This window comes from Micromonospora sp. CPCC 206061, assembly GCF_036906915.1.
Lineage (GTDB): Bacteria > Actinomycetota > Actinomycetes > Mycobacteriales > Micromonosporaceae > Phytohabitans.
Genome location: NZ_JBAKHX010000014.1, coordinates 16,621 through 32,120, shown reverse-complemented (window position 1 = coordinate 32,120; position 15,500 = coordinate 16,621). Strand labels below are relative to the sequence as shown.

The window sequence follows — 15,500 nt, the reverse complement described above, 5'->3', positions numbered from 1 at the left end:
CCGACGCCGCCGGCGACCTACGGCTCGCGTACGACTCGCGGATCGCGTTGATCGACGCGTACAACAACCACACCGAGCGGTGGCGGATGCTGCCGGCGTTCGGGTGGTGCCTGGCGGCGTTCGACAAGGACCCGTCGATGTTCGACGACTGGGACGCCGAGCAGCTGCGCTGGTACCACAAGTGGGCGGTCGCCACGCTGCGCAGCACGCCCCGGGTCGGCCTCGCGCAGACCCGGGCCGCGCTCGACGACATGGAGCGGCGGTTCCGCGAAGGCGGCCACAGCATGCAGACGATCTACAACCTCCGCTGCAAGATCGCCGACCACGTCGGCGACCGCGAGGAGGCGCGTCGGTGGTTCGAGCTGTGGCGTACGACCGACCGGGACGAAAACAGCGACTGCGCGGGCTGTGACCCGTCCCGCCAGGCGGAGCTGCTCGCGGGTTGGGGCGAGTGGGAAGACGCCCTCCGCACCGTCGAGCCGGTGCTCAACGGCGTGCTCGGCTGCACCGAGCAGCCCGAAAAGGCGCTGGTCACCGTGCTGGAGCCGTACATGCGACTGGGTCGCTTCGACGACGCGGCGCGGGCGCACGTGCGGGCGTACCGGCGGCACCGGTTCGAGCGGGATGCCTTCCCGTTCCTGCCCGAACACATCCGCTTCTGCGCGCTGACCGGCAACGTCGACCGCGCGCTGGAAATCCTCGGCGAGCACCTGGAGTGGCTGGAGCGGCCGTTCGACGAGGCGTCGGCGATGGAGTTCGCCGCCGCCGGGGCGCTGGCCTGCGGCCTGTCCCCCGACTCCATCGTGGCGGGGCGTCCCGCGAGCGACCTCGGTAAGGAACTGGCCACCCAGGCTCGGGATATCGCCGTGCAGTTCGACACCCGCAACGGCAGCGACCACCAGTCGCGGCGGGTCGAGGCGTGGCTGGCCCTGACCCCGATCGCCGAGCACGTGGAGCTGCCGCCGGACCAGCCGGCCGGCCCCGGACCGGCCGCCGCGCTGCCTGTCGAGGGCCGCGAGGAGGTCGTCGGACCGCTGACGCTGGAAGCGATCACCGGGACGCTCAACGACCGTGGTGACAAGTACTACGTGGACGAGGACGGCACGGTCGGCGGCACCTGGGGCCGGGCGCACATCTCGTTCGACCGGATGGGCGAAAGCGGCGAGATCCTGCACGTCCGGGTCGTCGCGCAGCGCCGGCTACCCACCGATCGGCTGACCGAGGCGTACGCGTTCTGCAACGCCTGGAACCACGACAAGCTGCTGCCGAAGGCGTACGTGCACGACACAGGCGAGGGTGAATTGATCCTGGCCGGCGACGTCAGCACCGACCTTGAGCACGGCGTGGCGGCGGGTCAGCTGGCTGTGCTGATCCACGCCGCGCTCATGACGGGTGCTCAGTTCGCGGACGAGGTGGCTCAGCTGCCCTAGTTGAGCGGCGGCGTCGGCGTACCAGAAAACCGGCCCACGAGGCGAGCACCACCGCGGCGGCCAGCGCCTGCGCCACGTGGGCGTACTGCTGGGGGTAGACGACGCCCTCGACGTACCGGTCGATGAAGCCTTGCGTCAGGCCGGCCTCGCCGGCCTGACGCCGCGACCAGTCCTCGGCATAGGTCAGCGGGCACACCAGTCGGCCCACCACCACCGCGAACCCCCACGCCCCGGCGACAAGGTGCGGCCAGATCGCGCGCGGCCAGCGCCACGCGAGGAAGCCGCCCGTCACCAGGTACAGCAGGTAGCCGAAGTGCAGGCCGAGAATAAGCGTGGTCAGGTATCGGTACCCCATGATGCCGCCAGCGTACGTCCGCTTCACGCGCGCGACCTGATGCCGCGTACTCAAGACGAGGTGCCGGCGTCCCGTACCTGGACGCCGGCACCCGACCGGCCCACCGACCCGCCTGACCCGATATGGCGGGCGTCGGGGCCCCCTCACCACAGCCCCGGCGAACGAGGAGGTGCGCTCGCCGCGGCTTGCCCGCGGGAGCCCGGATGGCAGGGGCCGGACTCCCGCACCTGAAGCTAGGACGTACTGATCCCGAGCGTGTACGCGCCCGAACCGCGCTCCGACACCACCCGGTAGCGGTAGGCACCGGCCGGCGCGTTCACCACGATCTGCTCGTCAGAGCTCGGACCGGTGGCCTGTGCCACCGTCTGGAAGGTCCGGCCGTTCCACCGCTGGAGGAAGAGGTCGAAGTCGACCCCGGCCGGCCCGTCGAGGCAGGCGGTCAGCCGTGCCGTGGTGGCCATCCGGAAGAACCGGCCGTTGGGCTGTACCTCACGGCTGCCGGCGCGGCTCAGCGACCCGGTCATCACGTTCTCCTGGTCGGCGCACTGGCTCGCCGGCGGCTCGGCGGGCTCCTCCGGCGCCTCGGTGGCCGGCGGCGGGGCTTCCCCGCCCCCACCGCCGTTCGCCGAGGTGACCAGCGTCAGCCCATTGCGCTGAAGGATCTCGTTCAGCGGCTGGAAGAACGTCGTGCCACCGACCGTGCAGTTGCCGGAACCACCCGACGTGACACCCTGAGCCTGGTCACCCGACATCCACGAACCACCCGAGTCGCCCGGCTCGGCGCACACGTTCGTGCGGGTCAGGCCCGTGACGGTTCCCTCGGGGTAGTTGACCGTGGCGTTCTTGGCCTGCACGACGCCGCAGCGCGTGCCCGTCGTCGAGCCGGATCGGCAGATCGACGCGCCCACCGGCGCCTCCTCCGAACCGGCCACGACGACCTCGCCACCGTTGAAGTCGTTGACCACCGGCCGCGGCGTCCAGTCACCGTTCACCTGGACCACACCGAAGTCGTCACCGGGGAACGACGAGGCGCTGAACGTACCCTGGGCCTGCCGGTTGAAGCCGGTCGTGTCGTCGCCGACCCGACCGCAGTGCCCGGCCGTCACGAAGCCACCCACGACCGAAAAGCCGACCGAGCAGCGCCCGTTGCCGATGAAGAACGGGTCGCCGCCCCGCACGTCGAACAACGGCACCGGCGCCTCGTCCGTCGACACCACACGCACGCCGGGCGCGTTGCCCGCGAATTCGCGGGCCGCCGCCTCCGCGCCAGCATTTGCCAGTACGACGACAGAGTTGGTCGCCACGTCGACGTACCAGCCCGGCAGCTCGGGCGACGCCGTTGCCGCGCGCCGATCCAGGCTCTGCTTGAGGGTGTCCAGCTCGTTCGCGGAGCGCTCCACGACCTTCGGCTCCGCGCCCGCGGCGCGCACCTCGTCGGCCAGCGCGCTGTCCGTCACCGCGACCATGAGCTGGCCGCTGTCCTTGTTCAACCACCCACCGGCGTACGCCGCCGACACGTCCTGTCGCAGCTCCGCGAGGGTACGGGTCGCCGCCCGCTCGGAGTCCAGCCGCCGCTGGGCCTGATCCGCGCTGAGCGCCAGGTCGCGCTGAAGAGCGGCGAGCAGCTCCGGCTCCGCCGTGCCGGCGGCCGTGGTGCGCTCATCTTCGCCCGTCGTCGCGAGCGCCGGGACCGTAATCGCCGCGGCCGCCCCCAGCGTCGCGACGATCACGCTGGCAGCGAGTACCCGCCTGCGATCCATCCGTGCCTCCTTCCGCCTCCCCAACGTCACCGACGTTGAAACGGGGTACGGAAACAGGCCTAGACGCGGATGAATGCGCTGGTAGTGCTCGATCTCACAAAGAAAAATCGCCAGAGTAGTGAAGTGATCACAATTGGTGACGGCGAAGCGCCCCGACGAAGGACCGCCATTCTTCAGCCCGGAAGATCAGGATCGGCCCCGCCGGATCTTTCCCGTCCCGCACCGCAACCAGGAGTTGCGTCCGAGCCACCTCCACACAGGCAGAGCTGTCACAATATTTACTCTTTCTCCACACCCGACACGCGGCGCCTGCCATCACCGACCACCCTCCGTTAGCTCGCACCCACTTTACGTAACGACAAGCGACAATAGAAGGGGCTACAAAAAGATCTTGGTGGTCCGTGTCAACAGACCACCAAGACCGAGACGCACGCTTATGAGCGGCTCTTCAACGTCCCGTCGCAAAGCGCCTGGATGAAATTCGCCCAACCATCTGCGGAGAACTCCAAAACTGGTCCGGCAATTTCCTTCGAGTCACGCACATGCACCATGGGTGGGCTGTCGAAACTGGCTTCCAGACACGCCGATGACTCGCATCTGCTGCTCTTCTTCCACAACCGCGTCGGTCCGTTACTGGGCAAGGTTGTCCTTCCGAATAGTGAGTGATTGCCCGCGTCGGACCAGCCTCGGTTGTGCCGATTGACAGGCGGCGGGACTGCCGGCGCTGTCAGCCGGGTCGTTTGCGTTGATCTAGGGAGGAGATCATCGTTGCGGCGCGAGCCTCGATCAGCCGCGCGGACTCCTCCTCGGTATATGAGGCCGCCCAGAGCTGTTCAAAAATGCGCCTGTGTCTGTCAATATTTGTCCGAGCATGGACGATCTCGTCGAGCAGGTGACTCTCGCGATAGAGAACAGCGTTCTCCTCATCACCAATGTCCAGGATCGTGAACGGCCCGAGCATCGCGATCGGAGCGGCCTCCGTGAAGGGCACGATCCTAATGGTGACCTTGCCAGCCCGAGTCAGCGATACCAACTCCTTGAGCTGACCCGCCATAATGCGTGCGCCACCGACCTCGCGGTGTAGCACAGACTCGTCGAAGATAAGAAGGTAGTCGGGCGGGTCCGATCGGTCAAGAACGTGGTCACGGCGCCGCATCCTCGCCTCAAGACGCGTCTCAATATCGACGTCGGAAAGGTCGTGACGCCAGAAGTTCAAAACAAAGCTCGCATATTCGCGAGTCTGCAGGACGCCAGCAATTAGCGTTGGGTGAAAATAGCGGATAGCGGTTGCTTCGCCTTCGAACTGAAAGAGTTGCAGCATTGCCGCCGTCATATGTTCTCGGTATCGCGGCTCGTCCCACCAGCCGCGTTGACGGGACACTCGCGCGGCCTGGACCAAATCGTCGATTCGCTGCTGATCGTCGACGCCGAACAGCTCGAGCATCGCTAGCAGGTCCGTTCGCGACACCGTCACGTCGCCTTTTTCTATTCGGTTGACCTTGGAGAGCGACCAGTCCAGCTCGTCAGCCACATGACCTTGGGTGAAGCCTCTCTCCTCGCGTGCAGCGCGCAACGCGAGACGAACGCGGCGGCGAGCCACCGCTGGCGATTCACCGGACACCATGATCCCTACTCGGCAGAGTGCGATATGGCAGATAGAGACAACGCAGGACCTTACACCCTCCGGCACGCCGCCGGGGGGAGGCGACAGATAAATCTTACGCGTCGACCGTCTGCTCCATGGCCCTCACCAAGGCCCTCTTGACCTGCCCAAATGACCGCTCGTCGCAGGTACTGAACAGGCAGACCATGGTCCCCTGGTGACGAGCCCACAACTCGAAACGGCGGGCTCGGACCACCAGTACGACCTGCACGTCGAACAATTCGCGGATGATGAACACGCGCGGGCACGGCCATAAGATCCGGAAGTCCCGATGGGTGATCACGATGCGCGGGCCCCGGTAGAAGATGGTCATCCCGGCACCTCCTTCGGTGCCCGGGGGTGCGAGCCGGGCACCGCTTCTTGTTGGCGCCAGTATGAGCGGACACCGTCCGTGATCGCCATACCGCAGACTGCGATATAGCAGAATGCGAACCGCTACACCTCTACGACCGTTGGCACGATCATCGGGCGGCGGCGGTAGGCCTCGTTGACCCAGCGGCCGACGATGCGCCGGACGATCTGCTGGAGCTGGTGCGGGTCCGTGATGCCATCGAGCGCGGCCCGGTTGAGCGCATCGGTGATCAGGGGCACCACGGCGTTGAAGGCCTCCGGGTCTTCCGAGAAGCCCTTCGCGGATACCGTCGGGCCGCCGACCACCTTGCCGGTGACCGAGTCGACCACCACGGTGGCCGCGATGAAGCCGCCGTCGCCCAGAATGCGCCGCTCGGTGAGCAGCGACTCGCCCACGTCGCCGACCGCCAGACCGTCGACGTACACGTACCGGCTCTTGACGTGCCCGACCAGCTCGGCGCGGCCGTCGACCAGGTCGACGACGTCGCCGTCTTCGCACAGGACCACGCGGTCGGCGTCGATTCCGGACTCGATACCCAGGCGGGCGTGCGCACGCAGGTGCCGCCACTCCCCGTGTACGGGCATGAGGTTGCTGGGCTTCACCATGTTGAGCAGGTAGAGCAGCTCCCCGGCCGGGGCGTGACCGGAGACGTGCACCTTCGCCACGTCCTTGTGGATCACCGTCGCGCCCGCGCGGGAAAGCTTGTTGATCACCCGGTACACGGACGTCTCGTTGCCCGGCACCAGTGAGCTGGCCAGCACCACCGTGTCGCCGGGAGCGATCGTGATGTGCCGGTGGTCGCCGGTGGCCATGCGGCCGAGGGCACTCATAGGCTCGCCCTGCGAACCGGTCGACATCAGCACGATCTCGTCCGGCGGCAGCGTGGCGGCCTCGTCGAGCCCGACCACCAACCCACCCTGGATGCGCAGTAGGCCCAGGTCGCGGGCGATGCCCATGTTGCGCACCATGGACCGGCCGATGAAGGCGACCTTGCGCTCGTACTCGAACGCCGAGTCGAGCACCTGCTGCACGCGGTGCACGTGCGACGCGAAGCTGGCCACGATGATGCGGCCCTTCGCCTTTGCGAAGATCGAGTCGAGGACCGGGCCGATGTCACGCTCTGAGGTGACGAAGCCGGGCATCTCCGCGTTCGTCGAGTCGGACAGCAGCAGGTCGACGCCCTCGGCGCCCAGCCGCGCGAACCCAGCCAGGTCGGTGATCCGGCCGTCGAGCGGGAGCTGGTCCATCTTGAAGTCGCCCGTGTGCAGCACGAGCCCGGCAGGCGTGCGGATGGCCACCGCCAGCGCGTCCGGGATCGAGTGGTTGACGGCGAAGAACTCGCACTCGAACGGCCCCAACCGCTCCCGCTGGCCCTCCCGCACCGTCAGCGTGTACGGCTCGATCCGCCGCTCCGCGAGCTTGGCCTCGACCAGTGCGAGCGTGAACTGCGAGCCCACCAGCGGGATGTCGGGCTTGTGCGCGAGCAGGTACGGCACCGCGCCGATGTGGTCTTCGTGACCGTGGGTCAGCACGATCGCCTGGACGTCGGCCAGCCGGTCCAGGATCGGCTGGAAGTCCGGCAGGATCAGGTCGACGCCCGGCTGCTCGACGTCGGGAAACAAGACTCCACAGTCGACAATGAGCAGCTTGCCGCTGTACTCGAAAACCGTCATGTTGCGACCGATCGCGCCCAGGCCCCCCAGCGGGATGACCCGAAGCCCGCCCTCCGGAAGCGGCGGTGGTGCGTCGAGCTCGACGTGCGCCGCCGTCATAGGGCGAGCCCCGCGGTCGCGCAGTCGTCGCGAAGCTCGGCCAGCTCGGCGTCGGTGGCATCCACCAGCGGCGAGCGCACCGGGCCCGCCGGCAGGCCGCGCGTCTTCAGCGCGGCCTTGACCAAGACCGTGCCCGGCAGCTTGAAGACGCCCGTATACAGCGGCAGCAACCGGCGGTGCAGCTCACCCGCGGTGGTGACGTCGCCGCGCTCGAACGCCTCGATCATCTCCTTGGTCTCCGGACCGCACAGGTGCGTGGACGTGCCCACCACGCCCACGCCGCCGATGGCCAGCAGCGGCAGGGTCAGCGCGTCGTCGCCGGAGTAGTACGCCAGGTCGGCGCGCCGCTTGACCCACGAGGTCGCCGTCAGGTTGCCCTTCGCGTCCTTGACCCCCACGATCCGCGGGTGCTCGGCCAGCTTGACCAGCGTCTCGGTGGCGATCTCGACACCGGACCGGTGCGGGATGTCGTAGAGCATCACCGGCAAGCCACTCGTGTCGGCCACCGCCGTGAAGTGCCTGATCAGGCCCGCCTGCGTCGGCTTGTTGTAGTACGGCGTGACCACGAGCAGGCCGTGCGCGCCCGCCTTCTCGGCGGCGGCGGCCAACTCAATCGTGTGCCGGGTGTCGTTGGTGCCGACGCCGGCGACCACCTTGGCACGGTCGCCCACCGCCTCCACGACCGCCCGTACCAGGGTCTCCTTCTCCCCGTCGGACGTGGTGGGAGACTCGCCGGCGGTGCCATTGATCACCAGCGTGTCATTGGCCTGCTCATCCACCAGGTAGGTGGCGAGGCGAGCCGCCCCCTCGGCGTTGAGCGAGCCGTCATCGTGGAACGGGCTGACCATGGCGGTGATCAGCCGCCCGAACGGTCGATGGTCGTGCGTCATGCTTGACAACCTAGCGGACCGGCGCAGTGCTCCCCGAATGGTTCAGGACACCTGCGCATACGGGCTCGACGCGACCTGAGAGCCGTCGTCGAGCGTCGAGATGGTGAAATCTGCGAAAACGTTCGGCGCGGCGCCCTGGAGCTGCCGCAAGCACTCGATCGCCAGCTCGCGGATCTCCACGTCAGCGGCCTCGGTGGCGCGCATCCCGATGAAATGCCGCCACGCCCGGTAGTTGCCGGTGACCACGATGCGGGTCTCGGTGGCATTTGGCAGGACGGCACGCGCCGCCTGGCGCGCGCGCTTGCGGCGCAGCGTCGGGCTGGGTTCGTCGGAAAACTTGCGCTCCAACCCCTCCAGCAGTTCCGTGTACGCCCGGACGCTGGCCTCCGCCGCCTCGACGAACTTCTTGTGCAGCTCAGGGTCGTCGGCGATCACATCCGGCTCGACCATGGCGGCGTCGCGCTCCGGCACGTACCGCTGGGAAAGCTGCGAGTACGAGAAGTGCCGGTGCCGGATCAGCTCGTGGGTGAGTGAGCGGGACACGCCGGTGATGTAGAACGTCACCGAACCGTGCTCGAGCACCGACAGGTGAGCCGAGTCGAGAATGTGGTTGAGGTAGCCGGCGTTGGTCGCCGTAACCGGGTTGGGCTTCTTCCAGGACTGGTAGCAGGCCCGCCCCGCAAACTCGGCGAGCGCCTGGCCACCCTCGGCGTCGGTCGACCACGGAACGTCGTCCGGCGGCTCGAAGTGAGTCCATGCGATGAGCTTGACCTGGGGCTGGACGACTTCCGGCATGCCCCGCACCGTACCAAGGCGCGCGAGCCCACACCCGAGCGCCCACCGCCCGCCGCCCCTTCAACCGCCGATCAAGGCCAAATGCACGTGGTTCGATCTCACTTCCACGTGCGTTCGCCCTTGATCGATGAACATCTCCTTGATCGACGGGCGTAGGCCCACGGCGGTGGTCGAGGGCGGGACACCGCACGGTTCCACTCGCTGCGCCGTCGCCGGAGCGACGCCGGCGATCCAAGATCTGGCCGCGTGCGAGCAGTGGGCGCGGCCGGCACCGACCCGGCGCGACCCGCGAAGCCCGCCACACCCGACGCTATCGCCGATCAAGGGCATTCGCGTCGATCAAGGGCAAATGCACGCGGAAATGAGATCGAACCACGTGCGTTTGCCCTTGATCGACGGGAGAGCCGTTGCCGCGCGGACGCGACGCGGCGTGGGGGCGCGGCGCGGGGGCGCGGCGCGGGGGCGCGGCGTGGGGGCGCGGCGTGGGGGCGCGGCGTGGGGGTTAGACGTAGAGCCAGGTGAAGGGGGGCCAGGGGAGGTTGCGGGCGATGGTGAAGACGAACCACACGCCCAGGAACACGCCGATGGTCTTGGGGGAGATCCGCAGCTGCGGCAGCCGCCGCCCGAAGACCCGCTGCCCGGCCCACGCCACGTACATGTACAGCAGGAACGGCAGCGCGAAGATGAACAGGATGTGGTGCCGTGCGGCGGCGGGCAGGTCGCCGTGCAGCACGTACCAGAACGCGCGCGTCCCGCCGCACCCCGGGCAGTCGAAGCCTGTCGTGAGCTTGAGCAGGCAGGTCGGCGCGGCGTCGGCGGTGCTGTCGGTCGGGTCGGCGACCAGCGTGTAGCCGACGGCGCCCGCCATGCACCCGAGCGCCGCGACCGGGGCCAGCCAGCGCGGCGACCGGGCCATCAGGCGGGTGAAGCGGTTGGGCGGTGGCGGCATGTAGTACGGCGTCTCGGGGCTCACCACGCTCGTCACGCTGTCACGGTACACCGGAGCGCCAACGCAGGTTGCCGCCCTCGGGCGGGGCCACAGCGGAGAGCCCGAGCCATCCGGCCAGCCGGGTGAGCTCCGCGGCCAGCGCTGGCCCCGTGGATGCGGGGTCGGCGCCGGGCTCGAGCCACGCGGCCGGGACGCGCAGGACGCCCGCCTTGCGGTCGGCTTTGAGGTCGACGCGGGCCGTGAACCGGTCACCCTGCAGGAACGGCAGCACGTAGTACCCGTAGACCCGCTGGGGTGCGGGCACGTAGATCTCGATGCGGTAGGTGAAGCCGAACAGCCGCTCGGTGCGGGCCCGCTCCCAGATCAGCGGGTCGAACGGGCTGATCAGCGTCTGGGCGCGCACCCAGCGGGGCAGCTTGGCCTCGGGGTGCAGGTATGCCTGCTGCCGCCAGCCGCGCACCTCGACGGGGAGCAGCTCGCCGGCCTCGACGAGCTCCGCGATGGCGGTGCGGGCGGCGGCGACCGGGAGCCGGAAGTAGTCGCGCAGCTCGAACTCGGCCGCCACGCCGAGCGAGCGGGCGGCCACGGCGACCAGCGAGCGGAACGCGTCGGCGGGCTCGGGCGTGGGCGCGGCGAGCACGTCGGGGGGCAGGACCCGCTCGGGAATGTCGTAGACGCGCGCGAAGTTGCCGTTGCGCCCGGCGGCGGTCACCTCGCCGGCCCAGAACAGGAACTCGAGTGCCCGCTTGACCGACGACCAGTTCCACCCCCAGTTGCCGGTCTCGCGCGGCGCGTCGTGCTCGATCTCGGCGGCGGTCAGCGGCCCGTTGACGCGCACCTCGTCGTGCACCCACTTGACGAGCTCGGGCTGCTCGACGGCGATCCGCCGCATGCCGCCCCACGAGTCGGTCTGGGCGGCCGCCATGCGCCACCGCAGGCTCGGCTGGAGCCGGACGGGGATCAGCGACGCCTCGTGCCCCCAGTACTCGAACAGCTCGCGCGGGCGGCGGTAGGCCGCGCGGTCGAGCAGCTCGGTCGGGTATGGCCCGAGCCGGCTGTAGAGCGGCAGGTAGTGGGCGCGCTGGAGGACGTTGACGGAGTCCATCTGGATGAGCCCCACGCGGCCGAGCACGCGGCGCAGGTGGCGAATCGTGGCCGACCCCGCTGGCGCGGGGTCGGTGAAGCCTTGGGCGGCCAGAGCGATCCGGCGGGCCTGGGCGATCGAGAGAGATTCGAGTACTGCCATCGCGTCGCACGCTAATTCATGAGTACGACATTAGTACTGTTGTTCGATAGACTGAGCGTATGCTCGCCAGCGCGCTCCGCTACGCGGCGGCCGGCGTTCCGGTGTTGCCGCTGCACACCGGCGTCGGCGACGGTGGGTGCTCCTGCCGCCGACCGCAGTGCGACCGCCCGGGCAAGCACCCGCGCTGGCATCCCCGCCTCATCACCGCCGGGCTGCACCAGGCCAGCACCGATCCGGCGGTGTTGCGCCGCTGGTGGGCCACCTGGCCGGGGGCCAATGTCGGGCTGCGCACCGGCGTCGTGGTCGACGTGTGCGACGTCGACACCGCCGACGGCCTGCGGCTCGTGCAGGCGCTGGTCGACCGCGAAGTGCCGACCGTACGCACCGGCTCGGGCGGCCTGCACCTGTACTTCGCCGCCACCGGCCTGCCCAACAGGGTGCGCGTGCTGCCGGGTGTCGACTGGCGTGGCGTCGACGGATACGTGGTTGCGCCACCGTCGACGCACGCGAGCGGCGAGCGATACAGGTGGATCCTGCGCGGGCCGGCACCGCTGTGCCCGCCTGTGCTGCGCGCGCTGGTCGCGCCCCCGCCCGAGCCACCGCCGCGGCCGCCGACCCAGATCCGCCACCCCTCCCGGTATGCGGCCGCCGCACTCGAAAACGAGGCAGACCGGGTGCGCCGGGCACCGGTGGGCACCCGCAACAACACCCTGTACTCGGCAACGCGCCGCCTCGGCCGGCTGGCCGCCGCCGGCCTGCTCGACGAGCGAGACGTGGTCGACGCCCTCACGCCGGCCGCCAGGCTCGCCGGCCTCGGCGCGTACGAGACCGCCCGCACCATCCGCTCGGGCCTTGCCGGCGCCCGGACCCAGCTCGCGAGCTGACCAGCCCGCAGGCACCGAACGCGCGGGCCGTAGGCTGATCGTTCATGGCGCTCGGGTACGTCCGGCCAGCGCGTCCGGAAGACGCCGCCGAGATCGCACGCATCCAACTGGAGACCTGGCGGACCGCGTACCGCCGGGTGCTGCCGAAACGGGCCCTCGACCGGCTCGACGAGGCGTGGATCACGAGACAGTGGACAGAGGCGATCCAGGCTCCGCCGTCGCCGCGGCACCGCGTACTCGTGGCCGTCGAACAGGGTGACCAAGCTCAGCACCTGGTCGGTTTCGCGGCGAGCGGCCCCGCCGACGAGCAGGCGCTCGCGCCCGACGAGCCGGCGCTGGGCGCGGACGTCGCGGCCTTCACCGAGCTGCTGGTGGAGCCGCGGTGGGGCCGGCGCGGCCACGGCAGCCGGCTGCTGGCCGCGAGCGTCGACCTGTGGCGCGAAGACGGCCTTGCCCGAGGCGTGGCCTGGGTCTACGCGGGCGACGCGGCGACCCGCAAGTTCCTGGAGTCGACCGGCTGGCAGCCAGATGGCGCCGCCCGCGCTTTGGATGTCGACGACCAGCTGATCGACCAACTCCGCCTCCACACAGACCTGTGAGCGAGCGGACCGCGCAGCCGGCGCTGCATCAGTTGGTGGCGACCACGGCGGCGCCGACCACCGTGCTCAGCGGGCCGGACGGACAGATCCGGGCCGATGGGGTCCAGGGCGTGTTCCACGCCGACACGCGCGTACTGGCCGAGGCACGGCTGCTCGTCGACGGACGGGAGGCTGAGGCGGTCCAGTACTCGCTGGACGGGCCGGGTGCCGCGCGGTTCGTGTCGCTCATGAGGTGGCTCGGCGATCCCTCACCCGAGCCGACCGTGCGCGTCGACCGGCACCGGCGGGTGGTGCCGGGTGGGCTGGCCGAGGAGATCCGGATCAGCTCGACCGCGAGCGTGCCGGTGCGGGCCACGGTCACGGTGCAGGTCTCGTCCGACCTGGCGCGGATGGAGGCGGTCAAGTCGGGCGCGGCGGCCGCGCCGGTCGAGGGCGTCACGGTCACGGTCACACCGGAGCGGCGGTGGGAGGTCGACCTGCCGCCGCGCGGCGCCGCGACGCTGCGCTGGGAGCTGGGCGTCGACGACCCGGGCGCCGTGATGGTCGCGCCGCGCGGGCCGGTCGAGTGGGCGCGGCCCGAGGTCACCGCCGCCGACCACCGCCTGGTGCGCCTGCTCGAACAGTCGCTCGACGACCTCGCGTCGCTGCGCCTCGCGGACGGCGGCGACACGTTCCTCGGTGCGGGGGTGCCGTGGTTTCTCACGCTCTTCGGCCGGGACAGCATCTGGGCGGCCCGGATGCTGCTGCCGCTCGGCACCGACCTCGCGGCCGGCACGCTCCGGGTGCTCGCCGGCAGGCAGGGCCGCCGCGACGACCCACCGTCCGAAGAGGAGCCCGGCAAGATCGTGCACGAGGTGCGGCGGCGCGAGCTGCATCTCACCAGCCGAGGGATCGTGCTGCCTCCCACGTACTACGGCACGGTCGACGCCACCCCGCTCTGGGTCTGCCTGCTGCACGACGCCTGGCGCTGGGGCATGCCCGCCGCCGAGGTCGAGGCGCTGCTGCCGGCGCTGGAGGCCGCCCTCGGCTGGATCACCGGCCACGAGGGCTTCGTCCGGTACGTCGACAGCACCGGCCGGGGCCTTGCCAACCAGGGCTGGAAGGACTCCGCCGACGCGGTGCGCTTTCGCGACGGCCGCCGCGCCGAGCCGCCCATCGCGCTGGTCGAGGTCCAGGGGTACGCGTACCAGGCGGCCATGAACGGCGCGGCGCTGCTCGACGCGTTCGGGCGTCCCGGCGGTGACCGGCTGCGGGGGTACGCCGCGGGGCTCGCCGAGCGCTTCCGGGCCGCGTACTGGGTCGGCGGTTACCCGGCACTGGCGCTCGACGGCCAAGGGCGGCCGGTCGACGCGCTCACCAGCAACATCGGGCACCTGCTCGGGACCGGCCTGCTGTCGCGGGCCGAGGAGGCCGCCGTCGCGTCCGTGCTGGCGGCGCCCGCCATGTCGGGCGGCTTCGGCCTGCGCACGATGTCCGAACTGGACGGTGGTTTCAGTCCACTGTCGTACCACTGTGGATCGATCTGGGCGCACGACACCGCGATCGTCCTCGCCGGGCTGGCCCGTGCCGGTCACACCGAGACGGCCGCCCGACTCGCCGAAGGGCTGCTGGCGGCCGGTGAGGCGTTCGAGTACCGGCTCCCGGAGCTGTACGGCGGCGACGACCGCTCGGCCGTTGGCCGCCCGGTGCCGTACCCGGCGGCCTGCCGGCCCCAGGCGTGGTCGGCGGCGGCCGCCGTGGTCATCCTGCACGCGGCGCTGGGCCTGGAACCCGACGCGCCAGGCGGGCGCGTCACACTGCGCCCCGGCATCCCGCTGGGCGCTCTGTCCGCGCGTGGCCTGCGCATCGCCGGTACCCCGGTGGACGTGACCGTGGACGCGGCCGGCCGCACCGCCGTCTCGGGGCTACCCGAGCAGTGGACCCAGGCCGACGGTCAGGCCGGGGCGGCTGATCACTGACCGGATCGCGAGCAGCACGCCGGGCATGAACGACGCCCGGTCATACGAGTCGTGCCGGATCGTCAGCGTCTCCCCCAGCGTGCCGAAGAGCACCTCCTGGTGCGCGACGAGGCCGCTGGCGCGTACCGAATGCACCCGCACCCCGTCGACCTCGGCGCCTCGCGCACCGGGGATCTCGTCCTTGGTCGCGTCGGGCATGTCGGCCATCCCGGCCGCGGCGCGCGCCTCGGCGACGAGCCGCGCCGTGTGCGTGGCCGTTCCGCTCGGCGCGTCCAGCTTGCGCGGGTGGTGCTGCTCGATGATCTCCACCGACTCGAAGAACCGGGCCGCCCGCGCCGCGAACTCCATCATCAGCACCGCGCCGACCCCGAAGTTCGGCGCGATGACCACGCCAACGTCGGGCTTGTGCTGCAGCCAGGTGCGCACCCGCTCGAGCCGCTGCTCGGTGAAGCCGCTGGTGCCCACCACCACGTTGATGCCCTGGTCGATGCACCAGTGCAGGTGATCCATCACCACGTCGGGCGTGGTGAAGTCGACGACCACCTCGGCGGCCGCGTCGGAGGCGTTGAACAGCCAGTCACCCTGGTCGATCATCGCGACCAGTTCGAGATCGTCGGCCGCGTCGACCGCCTTGCACACCTCGACACCCATGCGCCCGCGGGCGCCCAGCACACCGACGCGGACGGGTTCGCGCTCGTCACTCACGGGGCACAACTTATCCCACCGCTAGGTGATCACCGACACTCCCGCGCCGTCCCATGCAGCCGTTACTTCTGAGGCGGCGTACCTGCACGACCTCGCTGGCTGTCTGGAGGGTTCCCGCGCCGTCGCGTGATCATCCACGATG

Annotated in this window: 15 protein-coding genes and 1 pseudogene; 4 read left to right on the top strand and 12 right to left on the bottom strand. The window is 70.2% G+C overall.

Annotation, left to right across the window (positions count from 1 at the left end; all coding sequences use genetic code 11):
- Positions 1-1,031: 1,031 nt before the first annotated feature.
- Positions 1,032-1,430: pseudogene (locus V6V89_RS41695) on the top strand (YbjN domain-containing protein); the annotation flags it as partial.
- Here the strand turns inward: V6V89_RS41695 and V6V89_RS13330 are convergent.
- The 11 genes from V6V89_RS13330 to V6V89_RS13280 all read right to left on the bottom strand — a co-directional run bounded on the left by V6V89_RS13330 (position 1,384) and on the right by V6V89_RS13280 (position 11,212).
- The gene (locus tag V6V89_RS13330) at positions 1,384-1,812 is read right to left on the bottom strand and encodes a DUF2784 domain-containing protein (RefSeq protein WP_334619386.1); all 429 of its coding nucleotides are present in this window, start codon (positions 1,810-1,812) and stop codon (positions 1,384-1,386) included. The pseudogene V6V89_RS41695 and the gene V6V89_RS13330 overlap by 47 nt on opposite strands.
- Before the next feature lie 206 nt (positions 1,813-2,018).
- Entirely contained in the window at positions 2,019-3,545 is a 1,527-nt protein-coding gene (locus V6V89_RS13325) for a S1 family peptidase (protein ID WP_334619385.1), read from the bottom strand.
- A 127-nt stretch (positions 3,546-3,672) separates the two neighbouring features.
- Positions 3,673-3,861: a DUF397 domain-containing protein gene (locus V6V89_RS13320; protein WP_334619384.1), complete on the bottom strand. Its 189-nt coding sequence runs from the start codon at positions 3,859-3,861 to the stop codon at positions 3,673-3,675.
- A 118-nt stretch (positions 3,862-3,979) separates the two neighbouring features.
- Positions 3,980-4,162 (bottom strand): DUF397 domain-containing protein, encoded by a 183-nt coding sequence (locus tag V6V89_RS13315; protein ID WP_334619459.1) that lies wholly within the window; start codon positions 4,160-4,162, stop codon positions 3,980-3,982.
- 110 nt (positions 4,163-4,272) lie between these two features.
- Positions 4,273-5,169 carry a helix-turn-helix domain-containing protein gene (locus tag V6V89_RS13310; RefSeq protein WP_334619383.1) on the bottom strand — a complete coding sequence of 299 codons (897 nt, stop codon included), beginning with the start codon at positions 5,167-5,169 and terminating at the stop codon, positions 4,273-4,275.
- Between the two features lie 94 nt (positions 5,170-5,263).
- The gene (locus V6V89_RS13305; RefSeq protein ID WP_334619382.1) at positions 5,264-5,521 is read right to left on the bottom strand and encodes a DUF6232 family protein; all 258 of its coding nucleotides are present in this window, start codon (positions 5,519-5,521) and stop codon (positions 5,264-5,266) included.
- 122 nt (positions 5,522-5,643) lie between these two features.
- Positions 5,644-7,332, bottom strand: coding sequence for a ribonuclease J (locus V6V89_RS13300; protein WP_334619381.1), 1,689 nt, complete (start codon positions 7,330-7,332; stop codon positions 5,644-5,646).
- Entirely contained in the window at positions 7,329-8,222 is an 894-nt protein-coding gene (dapA, locus tag V6V89_RS13295; RefSeq protein ID WP_334619380.1) for a 4-hydroxy-tetrahydrodipicolinate synthase, read from the bottom strand. Before dapA ends, V6V89_RS13300 begins: the two co-directional genes overlap by 4 nt.
- Before the next feature lie 42 nt (positions 8,223-8,264).
- The gene (gene thyX / locus V6V89_RS13290; protein WP_334619379.1) at positions 8,265-9,017 is read right to left on the bottom strand and encodes an FAD-dependent thymidylate synthase; all 753 of its coding nucleotides are present in this window, start codon (positions 9,015-9,017) and stop codon (positions 8,265-8,267) included.
- Positions 9,018-9,519: 502 nt separating this feature from the next.
- Positions 9,520-10,017 (bottom strand): DUF2752 domain-containing protein, encoded by a 498-nt coding sequence (locus tag V6V89_RS13285; RefSeq protein WP_442935131.1) that lies wholly within the window; start codon positions 10,015-10,017, stop codon positions 9,520-9,522.
- Positions 10,007-11,212 carry a winged helix-turn-helix domain-containing protein gene (locus V6V89_RS13280; protein WP_334619378.1) on the bottom strand — a complete coding sequence of 402 codons (1,206 nt, stop codon included), beginning with the start codon at positions 11,210-11,212 and terminating at the stop codon, positions 10,007-10,009. Before V6V89_RS13280 ends, V6V89_RS13285 begins: the two co-directional genes overlap by 11 nt.
- A 59-nt stretch (positions 11,213-11,271) precedes the next feature.
- Between V6V89_RS13280 and V6V89_RS13275 the strand changes: the two genes are divergently transcribed.
- From V6V89_RS13275 to V6V89_RS13265, 3 genes are read left to right on the top strand one after another with little or no spacing between them, the layout of a single operon-like run.
- Positions 11,272-12,096 carry a bifunctional DNA primase/polymerase gene (locus V6V89_RS13275; RefSeq protein ID WP_334619377.1) on the top strand — a complete coding sequence of 275 codons (825 nt, stop codon included), beginning with the start codon at positions 11,272-11,274 and terminating at the stop codon, positions 12,094-12,096.
- 44 nt (positions 12,097-12,140) lie between these two features.
- The gene (locus V6V89_RS13270) at positions 12,141-12,695 is read left to right on the top strand and encodes a GNAT family N-acetyltransferase (protein WP_334619376.1); all 555 of its coding nucleotides are present in this window, start codon (positions 12,141-12,143) and stop codon (positions 12,693-12,695) included.
- Positions 12,692-14,653 carry a glycogen debranching N-terminal domain-containing protein gene (locus V6V89_RS13265; RefSeq protein ID WP_334619375.1) on the top strand — a complete coding sequence of 654 codons (1,962 nt, stop codon included), beginning with the start codon at positions 12,692-12,694 and terminating at the stop codon, positions 14,651-14,653. Before V6V89_RS13270 ends, V6V89_RS13265 begins: the two co-directional genes overlap by 4 nt.
- Here V6V89_RS13265 and dapB read toward each other — a convergent pair.
- Positions 14,600-15,358 (bottom strand): 4-hydroxy-tetrahydrodipicolinate reductase, encoded by a 759-nt coding sequence (dapB, locus tag V6V89_RS13260; protein ID WP_334619374.1) that lies wholly within the window; start codon positions 15,356-15,358, stop codon positions 14,600-14,602. The genes V6V89_RS13265 and dapB overlap by 54 nt on opposite strands.
- Positions 15,359-15,500 lie beyond the last annotated feature (142 nt).

What these genes read in the sequence shown, in the direction of transcription:
- V6V89_RS13310 (WP_334619383.1), bottom strand. Translation starts at nt 5,169, where the DNA reads ATGGTGTCCGGTGAATCGCCAGCGGTGGCTCGCCGCCGCGTTCGTCTC.
- V6V89_RS13280 (WP_334619378.1), bottom strand. Translation starts at nt 11,212, where the DNA reads ATGGCAGTACTCGAATCTCTCTCGATCGCCCAGGCCCGCCGGATCGCT.
- V6V89_RS13320 (WP_334619384.1), bottom strand. Translation starts at nt 3,861, where the DNA reads ATGGCAGGCGCCGCGTGTCGGGTGTGGAGAAAGAGTAAATATTGTGAC.
- V6V89_RS13325 (WP_334619385.1), bottom strand. Translation starts at nt 3,545, where the DNA reads ATGGATCGCAGGCGGGTACTCGCTGCCAGCGTGATCGTCGCGACGCTG.
- V6V89_RS13275 (WP_334619377.1), top strand. Translation starts at nt 11,272, where the DNA reads ATGCTCGCCAGCGCGCTCCGCTACGCGGCGGCCGGCGTTCCGGTGTTG.
- V6V89_RS13270 (WP_334619376.1), top strand. Translation starts at nt 12,141, where the DNA reads ATGGCGCTCGGGTACGTCCGGCCAGCGCGTCCGGAAGACGCCGCCGAG.
- V6V89_RS13305 (WP_334619382.1), bottom strand. Translation starts at nt 5,521, where the DNA reads ATGACCATCTTCTACCGGGGCCCGCGCATCGTGATCACCCATCGGGAC.
- V6V89_RS13300 (WP_334619381.1), bottom strand. Translation starts at nt 7,332, where the DNA reads ATGACGGCGGCGCACGTCGAGCTCGACGCACCACCGCCGCTTCCGGAG.
- thyX (WP_334619379.1), bottom strand. Translation starts at nt 9,017, where the DNA reads ATGCCGGAAGTCGTCCAGCCCCAGGTCAAGCTCATCGCATGGACTCAC.
- dapA (WP_334619380.1), bottom strand. Translation starts at nt 8,222, where the DNA reads ATGACGCACGACCATCGACCGTTCGGGCGGCTGATCACCGCCATGGTC.